Source organism: Pseudomonas sp. Sample_9, assembly GCF_004307535.1.
In the GTDB taxonomy this organism is placed as follows: Bacteria; Pseudomonadota; Gammaproteobacteria; order Pseudomonadales; family Pseudomonadaceae; genus Aquipseudomonas; species Aquipseudomonas mercuritolerans.
This window is the reverse complement of sequence record NZ_RAZO01000011.1, coordinates 10,251-25,176: the sequence shown is the minus strand read 5'-3', so window position 1 is coordinate 25,176 and position 14,926 is coordinate 10,251. Positions and strand designations below refer to the sequence as shown.

Annotated in this window: 17 protein-coding genes and 1 tRNA gene; 7 read left to right on the top strand and 11 right to left on the bottom strand. The window is 59.6% G+C overall.

Annotated elements, in window-relative coordinates; genetic code table 11:
- Window positions 1–401 (top strand): MFS transporter (locus tag D6877_RS00915; RefSeq protein ID WP_130909562.1); only part of this gene is annotated, 401 nt, incomplete at its 5' end.
- 182 nt (window positions 402–583) lie between these two features.
- Here D6877_RS00915 and ychF read toward each other — a convergent pair.
- From ychF to D6877_RS00875, 8 genes are all read right to left on the bottom strand, one after another.
- Complete coding sequence (gene ychF, locus D6877_RS00910; RefSeq protein WP_016773202.1) at window positions 584–1,684, bottom strand: redox-regulated ATPase YchF; 1,101 nt, start codon at window positions 1,682–1,684, stop codon at window positions 584–586.
- A gap of 22 nt (window positions 1,685–1,706) precedes the next feature.
- Window positions 1,707–2,291, bottom strand: coding sequence for an aminoacyl-tRNA hydrolase (pth, locus tag D6877_RS00905; RefSeq protein WP_016773203.1), 585 nt, complete (start codon window positions 2,289–2,291; stop codon window positions 1,707–1,709).
- A 171-nt stretch (window positions 2,292–2,462) separates the two neighbouring features.
- Window positions 2,463–3,065, bottom strand: coding sequence for a 50S ribosomal protein L25/general stress protein Ctc (locus D6877_RS00900; RefSeq protein ID WP_110602994.1), 603 nt, complete (start codon window positions 3,063–3,065; stop codon window positions 2,463–2,465).
- A 141-nt stretch (window positions 3,066–3,206) separates the two neighbouring features.
- Window positions 3,207–4,148: a ribose-phosphate pyrophosphokinase gene (locus tag D6877_RS00895; RefSeq protein WP_003171603.1), complete on the bottom strand. Its 942-nt coding sequence runs from the start codon at window positions 4,146–4,148 to the stop codon at window positions 3,207–3,209.
- Between the two features lie 45 nt (window positions 4,149–4,193).
- Window positions 4,194–4,268 (bottom strand) — tRNA-Gln (locus D6877_RS00890).
- Window positions 4,269–4,305: 37 nt separating this feature from the next.
- On the bottom strand, window positions 4,306–5,157 hold the full coding sequence (ispE, locus tag D6877_RS00885; protein WP_130909559.1) for a 4-(cytidine 5'-diphospho)-2-C-methyl-D-erythritol kinase: 852 nt from the start codon (window positions 5,155–5,157) through the stop codon (window positions 4,306–4,308).
- Between the two features lie 3 nt (window positions 5,158–5,160).
- Window positions 5,161–5,778 (bottom strand): lipoprotein insertase outer membrane protein LolB, encoded by a 618-nt coding sequence (gene lolB, locus D6877_RS00880; protein WP_130909558.1) that lies wholly within the window; start codon window positions 5,776–5,778, stop codon window positions 5,161–5,163.
- A gap of 3 nt (window positions 5,779–5,781) precedes the next feature.
- Window positions 5,782–7,506: a tetratricopeptide repeat protein gene (locus D6877_RS00875; protein WP_024014295.1), complete on the bottom strand. Its 1,725-nt coding sequence runs from the start codon at window positions 7,504–7,506 to the stop codon at window positions 5,782–5,784.
- 182 nt (window positions 7,507–7,688) lie between these two features.
- Between D6877_RS00875 and hemA the strand changes: the two genes are divergently transcribed.
- The 6 genes from hemA (at window position 7,689) to D6877_RS00845 (ending at window position 13,048) form a co-directional block, all read left to right on the top strand.
- On the top strand, window positions 7,689–8,975 hold the full coding sequence (gene hemA, locus D6877_RS00870) for a glutamyl-tRNA reductase (protein ID WP_016773209.1): 1,287 nt from the start codon (window positions 7,689–7,691) through the stop codon (window positions 8,973–8,975).
- On the top strand, window positions 8,972–10,054 hold the full coding sequence (gene prfA / locus D6877_RS00865) for a peptide chain release factor 1 (protein WP_016773210.1): 1,083 nt from the start codon (window positions 8,972–8,974) through the stop codon (window positions 10,052–10,054). The genes hemA and prfA overlap by 4 nt, the downstream gene beginning before the upstream one ends.
- Window positions 10,055–10,885: a peptide chain release factor N(5)-glutamine methyltransferase gene (gene prmC / locus D6877_RS00860; RefSeq protein WP_130909557.1), complete on the top strand. Its 831-nt coding sequence runs from the start codon at window positions 10,055–10,057 to the stop codon at window positions 10,883–10,885. It abuts the gene before it with no gap.
- On the top strand, window positions 10,879–11,634 hold the full coding sequence (locus tag D6877_RS00855) for a molybdopterin-synthase adenylyltransferase MoeB (protein WP_130909556.1): 756 nt from the start codon (window positions 10,879–10,881) through the stop codon (window positions 11,632–11,634). The genes prmC and D6877_RS00855 overlap by 7 nt, the downstream gene beginning before the upstream one ends.
- Window positions 11,627–12,418 (top strand): glutamate racemase, encoded by a 792-nt coding sequence (murI, locus tag D6877_RS00850; RefSeq protein ID WP_130909555.1) that lies wholly within the window; start codon window positions 11,627–11,629, stop codon window positions 12,416–12,418. The genes D6877_RS00855 and murI overlap by 8 nt, the downstream gene beginning before the upstream one ends.
- Window positions 12,419–12,529: 111 nt before the next feature.
- On the top strand, window positions 12,530–13,048 hold the full coding sequence (locus D6877_RS00845) for an acyloxyacyl hydrolase (RefSeq protein WP_016773213.1): 519 nt from the start codon (window positions 12,530–12,532) through the stop codon (window positions 13,046–13,048).
- A gap of 133 nt (window positions 13,049–13,181) precedes the next feature.
- Here the strand turns inward: D6877_RS00845 and D6877_RS00840 are convergent, their stop codons facing one another.
- From D6877_RS00840 to D6877_RS00830, 3 genes are all read right to left on the bottom strand, one after another.
- On the bottom strand, window positions 13,182–13,487 hold the full coding sequence (locus D6877_RS00840; protein WP_024014290.1) for a YkgJ family cysteine cluster protein: 306 nt from the start codon (window positions 13,485–13,487) through the stop codon (window positions 13,182–13,184).
- A gap of 52 nt (window positions 13,488–13,539) precedes the next feature.
- Window positions 13,540–14,031 (bottom strand): DUF2878 domain-containing protein, encoded by a 492-nt coding sequence (locus D6877_RS00835; RefSeq protein WP_130909554.1) that lies wholly within the window; start codon window positions 14,029–14,031, stop codon window positions 13,540–13,542.
- The coding region (locus D6877_RS00830) for a cyclopropane-fatty-acyl-phospholipid synthase family protein (RefSeq protein WP_130909561.1) at window positions 14,024–14,926 on the bottom strand (903 nt) is incomplete at its 5' end. The genes D6877_RS00830 and D6877_RS00835, both read right to left, overlap by 8 nt.

Sequence of the window (14,926 nt, the reverse complement as noted above, 5' to 3'; positions counted from 1 at the left end):
TGGGCGCAGTGGCGGCGGGGACGTTCTTCGGCGGGCCGATCGGGGACAAGATCGGGCGTAAGGCAGTGATCTGGTTTTCCATCCTCGGCGTCGCGCCGTTCACCCTGATCCTGCCGCATGTCGATCTGTTCTGGACCAGCATTCTCAGCGTGGTGATCGGCTTCATTCTGGCGTCGGCATTCTCGGCGATCGTGGTGTACGCGCAGGAACTGGTGCCAGGCAATGTCGGGATGATTGCCGGGATTTTCTTCGGGCTCATGTTTGGTTTCGGCGGGATTGGCGCAGCGCTGCTCGGGCATCTGGCGGATGTGCACGGGATTGAGTACGTGTATTTCCTGTGCTCGTTCTTGCCGTTGTTTGGTGTGTTGGCGATCTTTTTACCGCGTACCAGAAAGGCCTGAACAGACGAATCGAACTGTGGGAGCGAGCCTGCTCGCGAATGGATGGGTCAGTTGACGAATGCTTAGCTTACACGCCACATTCGCGAGCAGGCTCGCTCCCACAGGGAAATGTACGCAGTCACTGAATTTCAGGCACAAAAAAGCCGCGTATCAAACGCGGCTTTTTCGTGTGCGGCTGTTGCTCAGACGTTGAAGCGGAAGTGCATTACGTCGCCGTCCTTGACGATGTAATCCTTGCCTTCCAGGCGCCACTTGCCGGCTTCTTTGGCGCCGGCTTCGCCTTTGTACTGGATGAAGTCGTTGTAGGCGATGACTTCGGCACGGATGAAGCCTTTTTCGAAGTCGGTGTGGATCACGCCAGCGGCCTGTGGTGCGGTGGCACCGACCTTGACGGTCCAGGCGCGGACTTCTTCGACACCGGCGGTGAAGTAGGTCTGCAGGTGGAGCATTTCGTAGCCGGCGCGGATCACGCGGTTCAGGCCAGGCTCTTCCAGACCCAGGGCCTCGAGGAACATGTCTTTTTCTTCGCCGTCATCGAGCTCGGCGATTTCCGCTTCGATCTTGTTGCACACCGGAACGACCATGGCGCCTTCTTCTTCGGCAATGGCCTTGACCACGTCCAGGTGCGGGTTGTTCTCGAAGCCGTCTTCAGCCACGTTGGCGATGTACATGACCGGTTTGGTGGTCAGCAGGTGGAAGCCCTTGATCACGGCTTTCTCATCCGCGCTCATGTTCTTCATCAGGCTGCGCGCCGGTTTGGCTTCGGTGAAGTGCGCGATCAGTTGCTCGAGCAGAGCCTTCTGAACCACGGCGTCCTTGTCACCGCCCTTGGCGTTGCGCGCGACTTTCTGCAGTTGCTTCTCGCAGCTGTCGAGGTCGGCGAAGATCAGTTCAAGGTCGATGATTTCGATGTCGCGTTTCGGGTCGACGCTGTTGGACACGTGAATCACGTTGTCGTCTTCGAAGCAGCGCACCACGTGAGCGATAGCGTCGGTTTCGCGGATGTTGGCCAGGAACTTGTTGCCCAGGCCTTCACCTTTCGAGGCGCCAGCGACGAGGCCGGCGATGTCGACGAACTCCATGGTGGTCGGCAGGATGCGCTTCGGATTGACGATGGCCGCCAGAGCTTCCAGACGCGGATCCGGCATCGGCACGATGCCGCTATTCGGCTCGATGGTGCAGAAGGGGAAGTTCTCGGCCGCGATACCGGATTTGGTCAGGGCGTTGAACAGGGTGGACTTGCCGACGTTAGGCAGGCCGACGATGCCGCAATTGAATCCCATGGTGTTTCCCCTCGGGTAAAAGTCAGGCCTTCTGGCTGTGCAGGTTTTTCATCGCGCGGTTCCATTCCCCGGCGAGGATATCCGGCAGCACGCCGAGGGCAAAGTCGATGCTGGCATCGAGTTTTTCCTGTTCGGCGCGTGGCGCACGACCCAGGACGAAATTTGAAACCATACTGGCAACGCCCGGGTGGCCGATGCCAAGCCGCAGGCGGTAGAACGTATTCTGATTGCCCAGTTGCGCAATGATGTCGCGCAACCCGTTGTGACCGCCATGGCCGCCGCCCTGCTTGAGCTTGGCAACGCCCGGAGGCAAGTCGAGTTCGTCATGCGCCACGAGGATTTCTTCAGGCTTGATGCGGAAGAAACCGGCGAGTGCCGCCACGGCCTGGCCGCTGCGGTTCATGTAGGTGGTGGGAATCAGCAGACGAACATCCTGACCCTGATGCGAGTAGCGCCCGGTCAGGCCGAAATATTTGCGATCGGCCACAAGATTCACATTCTGTGCGTGGGCGATGCGCTCAACAAAAAGGGCCCCTGCGTTATGCCGGGTCTGTTCGTATTCAGCGCCTGGATTTCCCAGGCCAACGATCAGTTTGATGGCAGTCACGATAGGGGCCCTTCCTTGGAGTGGTGGATAACATCGCCGCGATCGGGGAAAGCGGCGAAAGTGGACGAAAAATGCTCATTTACCATGGATGTAAACTCCGCGTTCTCGCCCGCTTTCTCGCTACGTTCCAGTCCGCGATGTTACTTGCTCACTCCGGCATGACAGAGTGAATTACTCTGCTGCGCCTTCTTCGGTAGGTTCTGCAGCTACACGTGGAGCGTGGACGTTGGCAACAGCCTTGTCATCGCCGTGTGCCAGAGCAACGAACTCAACACCTTTAGGAGCTTTGAGGTCCGACAGGTGGATGATGGTGCCGATTTCTGCTTTCGACAGGTCGACTTCGATGAACTCAGGCAGATCTTTTGGCAGGCAGGTCACTTCGATTTCAGCAACAACGTGCGAAACTTCGCCGCCTTTCTTCACTGGAGCTTCTTCGCCAACAAAGTGTACAGGCACGATGGCGGTCAGTTTCTGGCCGGCAACAACGCGTACGAAGTCAGCGTGCATCACGTGGCCTTTGGCCGGGTGACGCTGCAGAGCCTTGATGATGACGTTCTGCTTGGTGCCACCAACGTTCAGCTCGATGATGTGGCTGTAAGCCGCTTCGTTTTCGAGCAGTTTGGCAACTTCTTTGGCCAGCATGCTGATGGATTCAGGGGCTTTGTCGCCACCGTAAACTACAGCTGGAACCAGGCTTGCGAGACGACGCAGGCGGCGGCTCGCACCTTTCCCCAGGTCGGAACGCACTTCAGCATTCAGAGTAAAATCGTTCATTTTGTATCTCCAAAATAGCCATGACCGAGTGGCGTTTGCGACCAGCGCCGAACACGGTATGGGCAAAAAAGCCCCGCCCCGACAGGAATGCCGGGGCGGGGCGCTTTTCGTCAACGAGACATTTCGCGAAGGGCAGGGCCCTTAACGGAACATCGCGCTGATCGATTCTTCATTGCTGATGCGGCGAACCGCTTCGGCAACAACCGGTGCGATATCCAGTTGGCGGATACGTGCACAGGCTTGTGCTGCAGCGGACAGCGGGATGGTGTTGGTCACCACCAGCTCGTCCAGCACGGAATTTTCGATATTCTCGATGGCCCGGCCCGACAGCACAGGATGTGTGCAATAGGCAAAGACCTTGGCTGCGCCATGCTCTTTCAGGGCCTTGGCCGCGTGGCACAGGGTGCCGGCGGTATCGACCATGTCATCGACGAGAATACAGGTACGCCCTTCGACATCACCGATGATATGCATCACTTCAGAGTGATTGGCTTTCTCACGGCGTTTGTCGATGATCCCGAGATCGACGCCCAGCGACTTGGCAACAGCCCGTGCACGCACGACGCCACCAATGTCCGGGGACACGATCATCAGGTTTTCGAAGCGCTGATCTTCGATGTCATCCACCAGAACCGGGGAGCCGTAGATGTTATCTACCGGAATATCGAAGAAACCCTGAATCTGGTCAGCATGCAGATCAACCGTGAGAACACGGTCGATGCCGACTACGGTAAGCATGTCAGCAACGACTTTCGCGCTGATAGCCACACGTGCGGAACGCGGACGGCGATCCTGACGGGCATAACCAAAATAAGGAATAACAGCAGTGATACGAGTAGCCGAGGAGCGGCGGAAGGCGTCAGCCATCACTACCAGTTCCATCAGGTTATCGTTGGTCGGAGCGCAGGTCGGCTGAATAATGAAGACGTCTTTACCGCGAACGTTTTCATTGATCTCGGCTGTGATTTCGCCGTCGGAAAACTTGCCGACAGAGATGTCACCGAGAGGGATATGCAGCTGACGTACGACACGCCGAGCCAGATCGGGGTTGGCATTCCCCGTAAAGACCATCATCTTGGACACGCGCAGTACCTAGAGGCTGAGGGTAACCTGGATGAGTAGAGAAAATGGCAGGGGCGGCTGGATTCGAACCAACGCATGGCAGGATCAAAACCTGCTGCCTTACCGCTTGGCGACGCCCCTGTATCTGTTGCTTTCAAGTGCCGGGCACTTGATTCCTTTAGAGCAGACTTTGCAGCTTGCGATGCAACATCGAAACGTTGCTTCCTTTCGCTACAAACCCTGTAAGGGTCTCTGTCAGAAGGGCCGAGACTTTATCAGCTTCAGCTTTGCTTGGGAAGCCCCCAAACACACAACTTCCAGTTCCGGTGAGCTTTGCTTCGGTAAATTTACCTAACAAATCCAATGCGTTACGTACCTCTGGATAACGCCTTGCTACCACCGGCAAGCAGTCATTTCGACTGTTTCCCTCGGGAACGGGGCGCACTTTAATGGGCGGTGTGTTACGTGTCAACAAAGGATCGGAAAAAATTTCTGCCGTACTAACAGCGACTTGCGGCACGAGCACCAGATACCACGGTTCTTCGGGGTCGACCGGGGTCAGTTTCTCGCCAACACCCTCGGCAAATGCCGCATGGCCACGGACGAACACCGGTACGTCGGCACCGAGTGACAGGCCCAGTGCGGCGAGACGATCTTCATCCCAGCCCAGTTGCCACAAATGATTGAGGCCGAGCAAAGTCGTCGCCGCATTCGAACTGCCGCCACCAATGCCGCCGCCCATGGGCAGGATTTTGTCGATCCAGATGTCGATGCCGAGCGCGCAGCCGGATTGTTGCTGCAACATTTTCGCCGCGCGCACGATCAGGTTGCTGTCGTGGGGCACGCCGTTGAACTCGGTGTGCAGTTGAATCACGCCGTCATCGCGCACGGCGAAAGTGATTTCATCGCCGTAATCGAGGAATTGAAACAGCGTCTGCAATTCGTGATAACCGTCTTCACGGCGACCGAGAATGTGCAGCATCAAATTGAGTTTGGCCGGCGATGGCAGGGTCAGGCGTGCAGCGGTCATGCTTTATTGCCCCAACTTGCGCGGTTGCCAGGTTTTGATCACCAGCGTCACGTCAAGGTCGGTGCCGTGCAGTTTGATGCGCTCGGGCAGCCAGTAACCATTCTGTTCGGTGTAGGCGGTGTATTCGACTTTCCAGCCGTCCTGCTCAAGGCTGGCCAGGCGGCTGTCGGCGTCCAGGTTCAAGCGACTCTTGCTTTCCGGAGCGGGCAGGCCGCGAACCCACCAGGCCAGATTCGACACCGGCAATTTCCAGCCCAGTTGCTCTTCGAGCAAGGCTTCAGGAGATTGCGATTCGTAGCGGCCCTGGTTGGCGACTTCCAGCGACACCTTGCCCGGACGCCCGGTCAAGCGTGCCGCGCCGCGACCCAGCGGGCCGGAAAGGCGAATGTCGTAGTAATCCTGACGCTGCAGCCAGAACAGCGTGCCGCTGCCGGAATCCTTCGGCGCGCGGATGCCGATCTTGCCGTCGATCTGCCAGCCATCAAGGCCGGTCAGTCGCTGTTTGTTTGCCGCCCACTGGGCCGGGCTGCCGTGACCCTCGACCGATTCGCGAGTGCCGAAACCCGAACAGCCGGCGAGCAGGGCGATGAAGCTGAAAACAATAACGTGGCGCAAAAGCATGGTTTAAAGATTCTCGGATCCGGTCAGGCGCTTGATGGTGCTGCGCAGAATGGTGCTGTCGGGCTGATCCTTGAGGAACTTGCCCCACACTTGTTTGGCTTCGCGTTGATTGCCCTTGGCCCAGAGGACTTCGCCAAGGTGCGCGGCGACTTCGTGGTCAGGGAAACGTTCGAGCGCCTGGCGCAGGTATTTCTCCGCGTCGTCCAGATTGCCCAGGCGATAATTGACCCAGCCGAGGCTGTCGAGTACCGCCGGGTCTTCCGGATTGATCTGGTGCGCCTGCTCGATCAGCGTTTTCGCTTCAGCGTAGCGGGTGGTGCGATCGGACAAGGTGTAGCCCAGCGCATTGAGCGCCATGGCGTTGTCCGGGTCGCGCTTGATGATCAGGCGCAGGTCTTTTTCCATTTGCGCCAGGTCATTGCGTTTTTCCGCGAGCATGGCGCGGGTGTAAAGCAGATTAAGATCGTCCGGATACTTCTGCAGCGCTTGTTGCAGAACCTTCCAGGCCTTGTCGTCCTGTTTGTTGGCCGACAGGCTTTCCGATTCGATCAGATACAGCTGAATCGCGTAATCCGGTTGCTCGTCACGCTCGGCGGCCAGTTTGCTCTGCGCTTCGGCGGTCTTGCCGTTGCTCATCAGGATATCGGCCTGACGCAGCTGTGCCGGCAGATAGTCATTGCCCGGGCCGACCTGGGCGTATTCGATGAGCGCGCCTTGCGGGTCATTGCGCTCTTCGGCAATCCGGCCAAGGTTCAGATGCGCTGAATCGACGTGGCTTTCGCGGGCGATCAGGTCTTCCAGATAACCCTTGGCCTCATCCCACGCCTTGGCTTCCAGGCACACCAGCGCCAGCGAATAACGCAGTTCGTCGTCTTCCGGGTATTGCTGAACGAGGGTGGAGAATTCGGCCTTGGCGTCGTCCATGCGGTCCTGTTCAACCAGCATGCGCGCGTAAGTCAGGCGCAGGCGCTTGTCTTCCGGATACTTCCTGATGCTTTTCTGTAGCAGCGGCAGCGCTTCATCGCCGCGGTTGAGCAATTGCAGCAGGCGCGCTCGCAGCAGGATCGGTGCGATTTCGCCGTCTTCCGGTGGGTTGTCTTCGAGCAGAGTCAGCGCGCCTTGATTGTCGCCGTCCTGCTGCAACAGCAGAGCCTTGCCGAAAATCAGCTGATTGTTGTTCGGGTGGCGCTGGAGCAAACGGTCAAAGCTTTTCATCAGACCGTTGCGGGTTTCCTGATCGGTGTCGGCGGCCGACAGCGCAAGGAAATCGAAATGGGTGTCGCCCTTGCCCTGCAGGACTTTCTCCATATAGACCATGGAGTCGTCGTAGCGCCCGGCGCGGGCCAGTTGCACGGCGGCGGCGCGTTGCGCTTCGAGATCGTCCGGCGCGTTGCGCGCCCAGATCAGCGCGGTGTCGAGGGCCGGTTGATCGGCGCCCAGATATTCGGCGATGCGGAAAGCCCGCTCGGAGACGCCCGGATCCTGGGTGTTGATGGCCTGGGTCACGTAGTTGTCCAGGGCAATGTCGAAACGATTGCGCTGGCCGGCGAGTTCGGCGCTCAGCAGGCTGAACACGGTTTCCTCGCTGAACGAGCCGTAAACCTTGGGCTTTTCAGGGGCGGGCGTGGTGTCTTCGACCGGTGGGGTGCCGTCCGGCGCAACGGGCGCCATGGCCTGGCAGCCGCTGAGGAAGACAAAAGCGAGGAGCAACGCGGAAGATCTATTCATATAGGAAGAGGACGACTAACCTGCGGTCGGATCATCATGACACAAGCCTTCGGCCAAACATAACCGAGACTCAATTGTGGCCATTATAGGGGCTGACGATTGGGACAATAGTCAGCGGTAGTTGTTCTGAATCTTTCGAAGTAGGACAATTGCCGGCTTCACGTCACCACCAGCGACCTTGAATGGCCTTCCTTGCACTCGGTATCAACCACAAGACTGCTTCAGTAGACGTCCGCGAGCGCGTGGCCTTTACCCCTGAGCAGCTGGTGGAGGCCTTGCAGCAGCTCTGCCGACTGACCGACAGCCGCGAAGCCGCGATCCTCTCCACCTGCAATCGCAGTGAGCTTTATATAGAACAGGATCAGCTCTCGGCCGATGTCGTGCTGCGCTGGCTGGCCGATTATCACCATCTGAGCCTCGACGAGCTGCGCGCCAGTGCCTATGTGCATGAAGACGATGCGGCTGTTCGTCACATGATGCGCGTCGCTTCCGGGCTCGACTCGCTGGTGCTGGGCGAACCACAGATTCTCGGTCAGATGAAATCGGCCTACGCCGTGGCCCGCGAGGCCGGCACCATCGGTCCGTTGCTGGGGCGGCTGTTCCAGGCAACGTTCAATGCCGCCAAGCAGGTGCGTACCGATACTGCGATTGGCGAGAACCCGGTGTCGGTGGCGTTTGCCGCAGTGAGCCTGGCGAAACAGATTTTCAGCGATCTGCAACGCAGCCAGGCGCTGCTGATCGGTGCCGGTGAGACGATTACTTTAGTCGCGCGCCATTTGCATGAGCTGGGGGTCAAGCGCATCGTCGTTGCCAACCGCACGCTGGAGCGCGCCAGTCAGTTGGCCGAGCAGTTCGGCGCTCACGCGGTGCTGCTCTCGGACATTCCGGCGGAGCTGGTGCGCAGCGATATCGTCATCAGTTCGACCGCCAGCCAGTTGCCAATCCTCGGCAAGGGTGCGGTGGAAAGTGCGCTGAAGCTGCGCAAGCACAAGCCGATCTTCATGGTCGACATTGCGGTACCGAGGGATATCGAGCCGGAAGTCGGCGAGTTGGACGACGTTTACCTGTACAGCGTCGACGATCTCCACGAAGTGGTCGCCGAGAACCTCAAGAGCCGTCAGGGCGCTGCGCAAGCGGCGGAGGAAATGGTCTCGGTCGGCGCCGACGATTTCATGGTGCGCCTGCGCGAACTGGCGGCAGTCGATGTGCTCAAGGCCTATCGTCAACAGAGCGAACGCTTGCGCGACGAGGAGCTGCAAAAAGCCCTGCGTCTGCTGGCCAACGGCGGCAACGCCGAAGACGTGCTCGGGCAACTGGCCCGTGGCCTGACCAACAAACTCTTGCATGCGCCCAGCGTGCAGTTGAAAAAGCTGTCTGCCGAAGGCCGCCTCGATGCGCTGGCCATGGCCCAGGAACTCTTTGCCCTTGAGGGCTCACCGGATAGTTTTTCGGATAAAAAACCGCAATGAAAGCGTCACTGCTCAACAAGCTGGACATTCTCCAGGACCGTTTCGAGGAATTGACCGCGCTGCTCGGCGACGGTGAAGTCATTGCCGATCAGGCCAAATTCCGCGCCTATTCCAAAGAGTACGCCGAACTCGAGCCGGTAGTGGCCGCCTATAAAAAGCTGCTCGGCGTACAAAGCGATCTTGAAGGCGCGCAGGCGCTGCTCAAGGACAACGACCCGGACATGCGCGAAATGGCCGTGGAAGAAGTTCGCGAAGCCAAGGAGTTGCTGGTCACGCTGGAGTCCGATCTGCAGCGCATGCTGCTGCCTAAAGATCCGAATGACGGGCGTAACGTGTTCCTCGAAATCCGCGCCGGCACCGGTGGCGACGAGGCGGCCATCTTCTCCGGCGACCTGTTCCGCATGTACTCGCGCTATGCCGAGCGGCGTGGCTGGCGCGTCGAGATCCTCTCGGAAAACGAAGGCGAACACGGCGGCTATAAAGAAGTCATCGCGCGCATTGAAGGCGACAACGTTTACGGCAAGTTGAAATTCGAGTCCGGCGCGCACCGCGTCCAGCGCGTACCCGCCACCGAATCCCAAGGCCGGATCCACACGTCGGCCTGCACCGTGGCGGTGTTGCCCGAGCCGGACGAGCGCGAAGCCATCGAGATCAACCCGGCAGATCTGCGCGTCGATACTTACCGTTCCTCCGGCGCTGGTGGTCAGCACGTCAACACCACCGATTCGGCGATCCGCATCACCCACATCCCGACCGGCACCGTCGTCGAGTGTCAGGAAGAACGTTCCCAGCACAAGAACCGTGCCCGGGCGATGGCGTGGCTGTCGGCGAAACTCAACGATCAGCAGAACGCAGCGGCAGCCAACGCGATTGCCAGTGAGCGCAAGTTGCTGGTCGGTTCCGGCGACCGTTCCGAGCGCATCCGCACTTATAACTACGCTCAGGGGCGGGTCACTGATCATCGCGTCAATCTGACCCTGTATTCCCTGGATGAAATTCTCGCCGGTGGCGTCGAAGCCGTGATCGAGCCGTTGCTGGCCGAATATCAGGCTGACCAACTCGCAGCGATAGGTGAATAAATGACCATCATCGCCAGCCTGTTGCGCGCTGCCGAGTTGCCGGACTCGCCGACTGCGCGTCTGGACGCTGAATTGCTCCTGGCCGCCGCACTGGGCAAGTCGCGCAGCTTTCTGCACACCTGGCCCGAGCGCATCGTGCCGAGCGAGGCTGCGCTGACCTTTGCCGAGTATTTGCAACGCCGCCGCAGTGGCGAGCCGGTGGCCTACATTCTCGGCCAGCAGGGCTTCTGGAAACTCGATCTGGAAGTCGCGCCGCACACGCTGATCCCGCGTCCCGATACAGAACTTTTGGTAGAGGCAGCCCTTGAGCTGCTGCCGGCAACCCCGGCCAAGGTCCTCGACTTGGGCACCGGCAGTGGCGCGATTGCTTTGGCTTTGGCCAGCGAACGCCCGGCGTGGAAAGTCACCGCCGTCGATCGTGTGCTTGAAGCCGTGGCCCTGGCCGAACGCAATCGCCAGCGTCTGCACCTGAACAACGCTACGGTGCTGAGCAGCCATTGGTTCAGCGCACTTGCAGGCCAGCGCTTCCATCTGATCATCAGCAACCCGCCGTACATTGCCGCCGCCGATCCGCATCTGGTCGAGGGCGATGTACGCTTCGAACCGGCCAGTGCGCTGGTCGCCGGTGAAGATGGCCTCGACGATCTGCGCCTGATTGTTGCGCAGGCGCCGGAACATCTTGATGCCGGAGGCTGGCTGATGCTCGAACACGGCTATGATCAGGCCGAAGCCGTGCGTGATCTGCTGCTGACTCGTGGCTTTGAAGATGTCCACAGCCGCACCGATCTGGGCGGCCATCAACGCATCAGTCTGGGGCGCCTGCCGTGCTGAATGATCAGGAATTGCTGCGCTACAGCCGGCAGATTCTGCTGCAACACATCGATATCGACGGGCAACTGAAGCTCAAGGCCAGCCGCGTGCTGATCGTCGGCCTCGGCGGTCTCGGCGCGCCGGTGGCGTTGTATCTGGCGGCAGCGGGCGTCGGCGAGTTGCATCTGGCGGATTTCGACACGGTCGACCTGACCAACCTGCAACGGCAGATCATTCACGACACCGACAGTGTCGGCATGTCCAAGGTCGACTCGGCGCTCAAGCGCCTGGGCGCGATCAATCCCGAAATTGAACTGGTCGCTCACCGACAGGCGCTGGACGAGGATTCCCTCGCCGCAGCGGTGGCGGCGGTGGATCTGGTGCTCGATTGCTCGGACAACTTCTCTACCCGTGAGGCAGTCAACGCCGCCTGTATTGCCGCGCGCAAGCCCTTGGTCAGCGGTGCGGCAATTCGTCTGGAAGGGCAGCTGTCGGTGTTCGATCCACGGCGTGGCGAGAGCCCTTGCTACCACTGCCTGTACGGACACGGCAGCGAAGCCGAACTGACCTGTAGCGAGGCCGGCGTAGTCGGGCCATTGGTCGGTCTGGTCGGCAGCTTGCAGGCGCTGGAAGCGTTGAAGGTGCTGGTCGGCTTTGGCGAGCCATTGGTGGGGCGTTTGTTGCTGATCGACGCTCTGGGTTCGCGGTTCCGTGAGCTGCGGGTCAAGCGTGATCCGGGTTGCAGCGTCTGTGGCGCGCGCCATGCGTGAAGCGCCGATCGGCGTGTTCGATTCCGGGGTCGGCGGCTTGTCGGTTCTCGGCGAAATCCAACGCTTGTTGCCCAATGAATCGCTGCTCTATGTCGGCGATTGCGGGCACATTCCTTACGGCGAGAAAACCCCGGAATTCATCCGCCAGCGTTGCAGTGCGATGGCAGGATTTTTTCGCGAGAAGGGTGCCAAGGCTTTGGTGCTGGCGTGCAATACCGCGACCGTGGCCGGTGTTGCCGACTTGCGTCGCGACTTTCCCGCCTGGCCGATTGTCGGCATGGAACCGGCGGTCAAACCGGCCGCAGCGGCCACGCGAAGCGGCGTGGTTGGCGTCCTGGCCACGACCGGCACGTTGCAGAGCGCAAAGTTTGCCGCGTTGCTGGATCGTTTCGCGGCTGACATAAAAGTCATCACCCAGCCCTGTCCGGGACTGGTCGAACTGATCGAAACGGGTGATCTGCACAGCGCCGAATTACGCACTTTATTGCAAGGTTACGTCGCTCCATTGCTGGCGCAAAACTGCGACACAATCATTCTTGGCTGCACCCATTATCCCTTCCTCAAGCCGTTACTCAGGTCGATGATCGCCGACGATGTCAGCCTGATCGATACCGGAGCTGCCGTGGCCCGGCAGTTGCAGCGCTTGCTCGCCGAGCGTGATCTACTGGCGCAACGTCCGAGCCAGCCTGTGAAGTTCTGGACCAGCGGCGATCCGCAATCCCTCAGAAAAATCCTACCGTTGCTGGGCCAAACTGCGTCGAATGTGCAAAACTTCGACTTGTAAAAAAAATGTGAAATAACTGAAAAAACGCTGAACTTCTGACCAAGCGCGGATTTCTATAGCGACAGCAGCAACTAAAAACCAAACGATCGTTCCGGAAAAGGAAGTTTCAAAGTGAAGCGACTATTCTGCTTGGCCGCGATTGCGGCCGCACTGATGGGGCAAAGCATTTCTGCACAAGCCGCTGGCGTTGAATTCGCCGTCGGCGGTACCAGCGATTCGACAATGACGTATCGCTTGGGCATGAATTTCGACTGGGACAAGAGCTGGCTGCAGAGCGACGTTGGTCGCCTGACCGGCTACTGGAGCGGTGCCTACACGTATTGGGAAGGTGACAAGACTTCCAGCAACAACAGCCTGTCGTTCTCGCCTGTATTCGTTTACGAGTTTGCCGGCCAGTCGGTCAAACCGTACGTGGAAGCGGGTATCGGCGTGGCGTTCTTCTCCAACACCGAATACGAAAGCAACAACCTGGGCGGCTCCTTCCAGTTCGAAGACCGCATCGGTGTCGGCCTGCGCTTCAACGGTGGCCACGAAGTCGGCATCCGCGCCACGCACTACTCCAACGCCGGCCTGTCCAGCGACAACGATGGTGTAGAAAGCTACGCGCTGCATTACACAATGCCGCTGTAACACGCCGCTACGCGGAACCAACGTGGGAGCGAGCCTGCTCGCGAAAGCTGAGTGTCAGTCAATTCAAATGGTGGCTGACACACCGCTTCGCGAGCAGGCTCGCTCCCACAGTTGTTTCTGCGTTGTCAAAGAATCAGCGGTAGGCTGTCGCAATACCCCGGCGCTCTTCGATGCACTCCGGCGCGCCCATTTCAAACTCGCGGCAAATCAGCGGGCGTCGTTCATAGATCGTGCACATCATGCTGTCGCGATCCAGCGCCGCGCACCAGCCGTCGTCCAGACGCAGCATCACTTCACCGCCCCATTCATCGGTATCGATAAAGCGATCAGGCACGCCGGTGTCCGTGATCAGCATCACTTCGAGCTGGCAGCAGCACGCCGCACAGGTCGAGCAGGTGACCGCCGGTTCGGCGATTTGGGTGTGGGGGATGGTTTTCATCGTGGCAGTGTAAGGCAGTGATCGCTGTGGGTGTGAAAGCGCTGACGGACGCTCACGGCGCCAGACGCCGCGCCATCAAATGCAACAGTGGGAACAGCCCTGCCCAGAGCAGCCCGATGACGATCAGCGTCGCCGCCTCGCCATAGGGAAATTGCACGCCTGCCAGGCGTCCGCCAGCGTAGTACGACGATGCGCCGCCGATTGCGCCAAGCCCGCTGGCCAGCCACCATGGCCGCGCGCTCCAGGCCAGGCAGTGGCGCAACGTGGTGGCGAGCAGCGCCCACAGCAGCATCAGCCACAGCGGAATCAGCGGTGAGGCGTCTGCAAAGCGGAACACGTCGAGGTAACGCAAGACACTGTCCACCGCCGTGCCGACAATCACCACGCACAGAATCAAACGACCTTCTGCCGCCCAACTGCTGATCCAGCGCAGATGAATCACCAGTGCCGCCAGTGCCAGCAGCAGCCACAAACTGTTGCCGCCGAGCACGCAGGCCAGCCAGCCGAGCTGAAACAGCACGGCGTTGGCGACACGTTCACGCATCGAAGCGACCGAGCAGCGGCGCGGTCATCGCCGCCGGTTTGGCCAGCAGCAATTGCGCGGTGCCGATGGTGCGTTCGAGGAATCCGCCCTCGCAGTAGCACAGATAGAACTCCCACAAACGCAGGAAATAATCGTCGTAGCCCAGTTCGCTCAGGCGACCGTGGGCGAGGCGAAAGTTCTCGTGCCACAGGCGCAGGGTCTTGGCGTAATGCAGGCCGAAATCTTCCATGTGCAGCAGGTTCATGTCGGTTTCGCGGCTGACCACATCGAGCATCTTGTGCACCGAGGGCAGGGCGCCGCCGGGGAAGATGTAGCGCTGGATAAAGTCGACGCTGCGCTTGGCCTGTTCGTAGCGTTGCTCGCGAATGGTGATCGCCTGGAGCAGCATCAGGCCGTTGCTCTTGAGCAACTGCGCGCATTGCTTGAAGTAGGTGGGCAGGAACCGATGGCCGACCGCTTCGATCATCTCGATCGACACCAGTTTGTCGTACTCGCCGCTTAGGTCGCGGTAATCCTTGAGCAGCAAGGTGACGCGATCCTGCAAGCCAAGTTGTTCGATGCGCTTGGCAGTGAACGCGAACTGCTCTTTCGACAGCGTCGTAGTGGTCACGCGGCAACCGTAATGCTGCGCTGCGTACAGGGCCATGCTGCCCCAACCGGTGCCGATTTCCAGCAGGTGGTCGCTGGGCTTGAGCGCGAGTTTCTGGCAGATGCGCTCGAGTTTGTTCAGTTGCGCCTGTTCCAGGGTGTCGCTCGGCGAAAGGAACTGGGCGGCGGAATACATCATGGTCGGGTCGAGAAACTGTTCGAACAGTTCATTGCCGAGGTCGTAATGCGCGGCGATGTTTTTCTGCGAACCCTTGCGCGTGTTGCGATTGAGCCAGTGCAGCCCTTG

Excerpts from the sequence above, each read along its gene's own strand:
- ychF (WP_016773202.1), bottom strand. The coding sequence starts at position 1,684 with ATGGGATTCAATTGCGGCATCGTCGGCCTGCCTAACGTCGGCAAGTCC.
- D6877_RS00900 (WP_110602994.1), bottom strand. The coding sequence starts at position 3,065 with ATGAACGATTTTACTCTGAATGCTGAAGTGCGTTCCGACCTGGGGAAA.
- ispE (WP_130909559.1), bottom strand. The coding sequence starts at position 5,157 with ATGACCGCTGCACGCCTGACCCTGCCATCGCCGGCCAAACTCAATTTG.
- lolB (WP_130909558.1), bottom strand. The coding sequence starts at position 5,778 with ATGCTTTTGCGCCACGTTATTGTTTTCAGCTTCATCGCCCTGCTCGCC.
- D6877_RS00875 (WP_024014295.1), bottom strand. The coding sequence starts at position 7,506 with ATGAATAGATCTTCCGCGTTGCTCCTCGCTTTTGTCTTCCTCAGCGGC.
- hemA (WP_016773209.1), top strand. The coding sequence starts at position 7,689 with ATGGCCTTCCTTGCACTCGGTATCAACCACAAGACTGCTTCAGTAGAC.
- prfA (WP_016773210.1), top strand. The coding sequence starts at position 8,972 with ATGAAAGCGTCACTGCTCAACAAGCTGGACATTCTCCAGGACCGTTTC.
- prmC (WP_130909557.1), top strand. The coding sequence starts at position 10,055 with ATGACCATCATCGCCAGCCTGTTGCGCGCTGCCGAGTTGCCGGACTCG.
- murI (WP_130909555.1), top strand. The coding sequence starts at position 11,627 with ATGCGTGAAGCGCCGATCGGCGTGTTCGATTCCGGGGTCGGCGGCTTG.
- D6877_RS00840 (WP_024014290.1), bottom strand. The coding sequence starts at position 13,487 with ATGAAAACCATCCCCCACACCCAAATCGCCGAACCGGCGGTCACCTGC.
- D6877_RS00835 (WP_130909554.1), bottom strand. The coding sequence starts at position 14,031 with ATGCGTGAACGTGTCGCCAACGCCGTGCTGTTTCAGCTCGGCTGGCTG.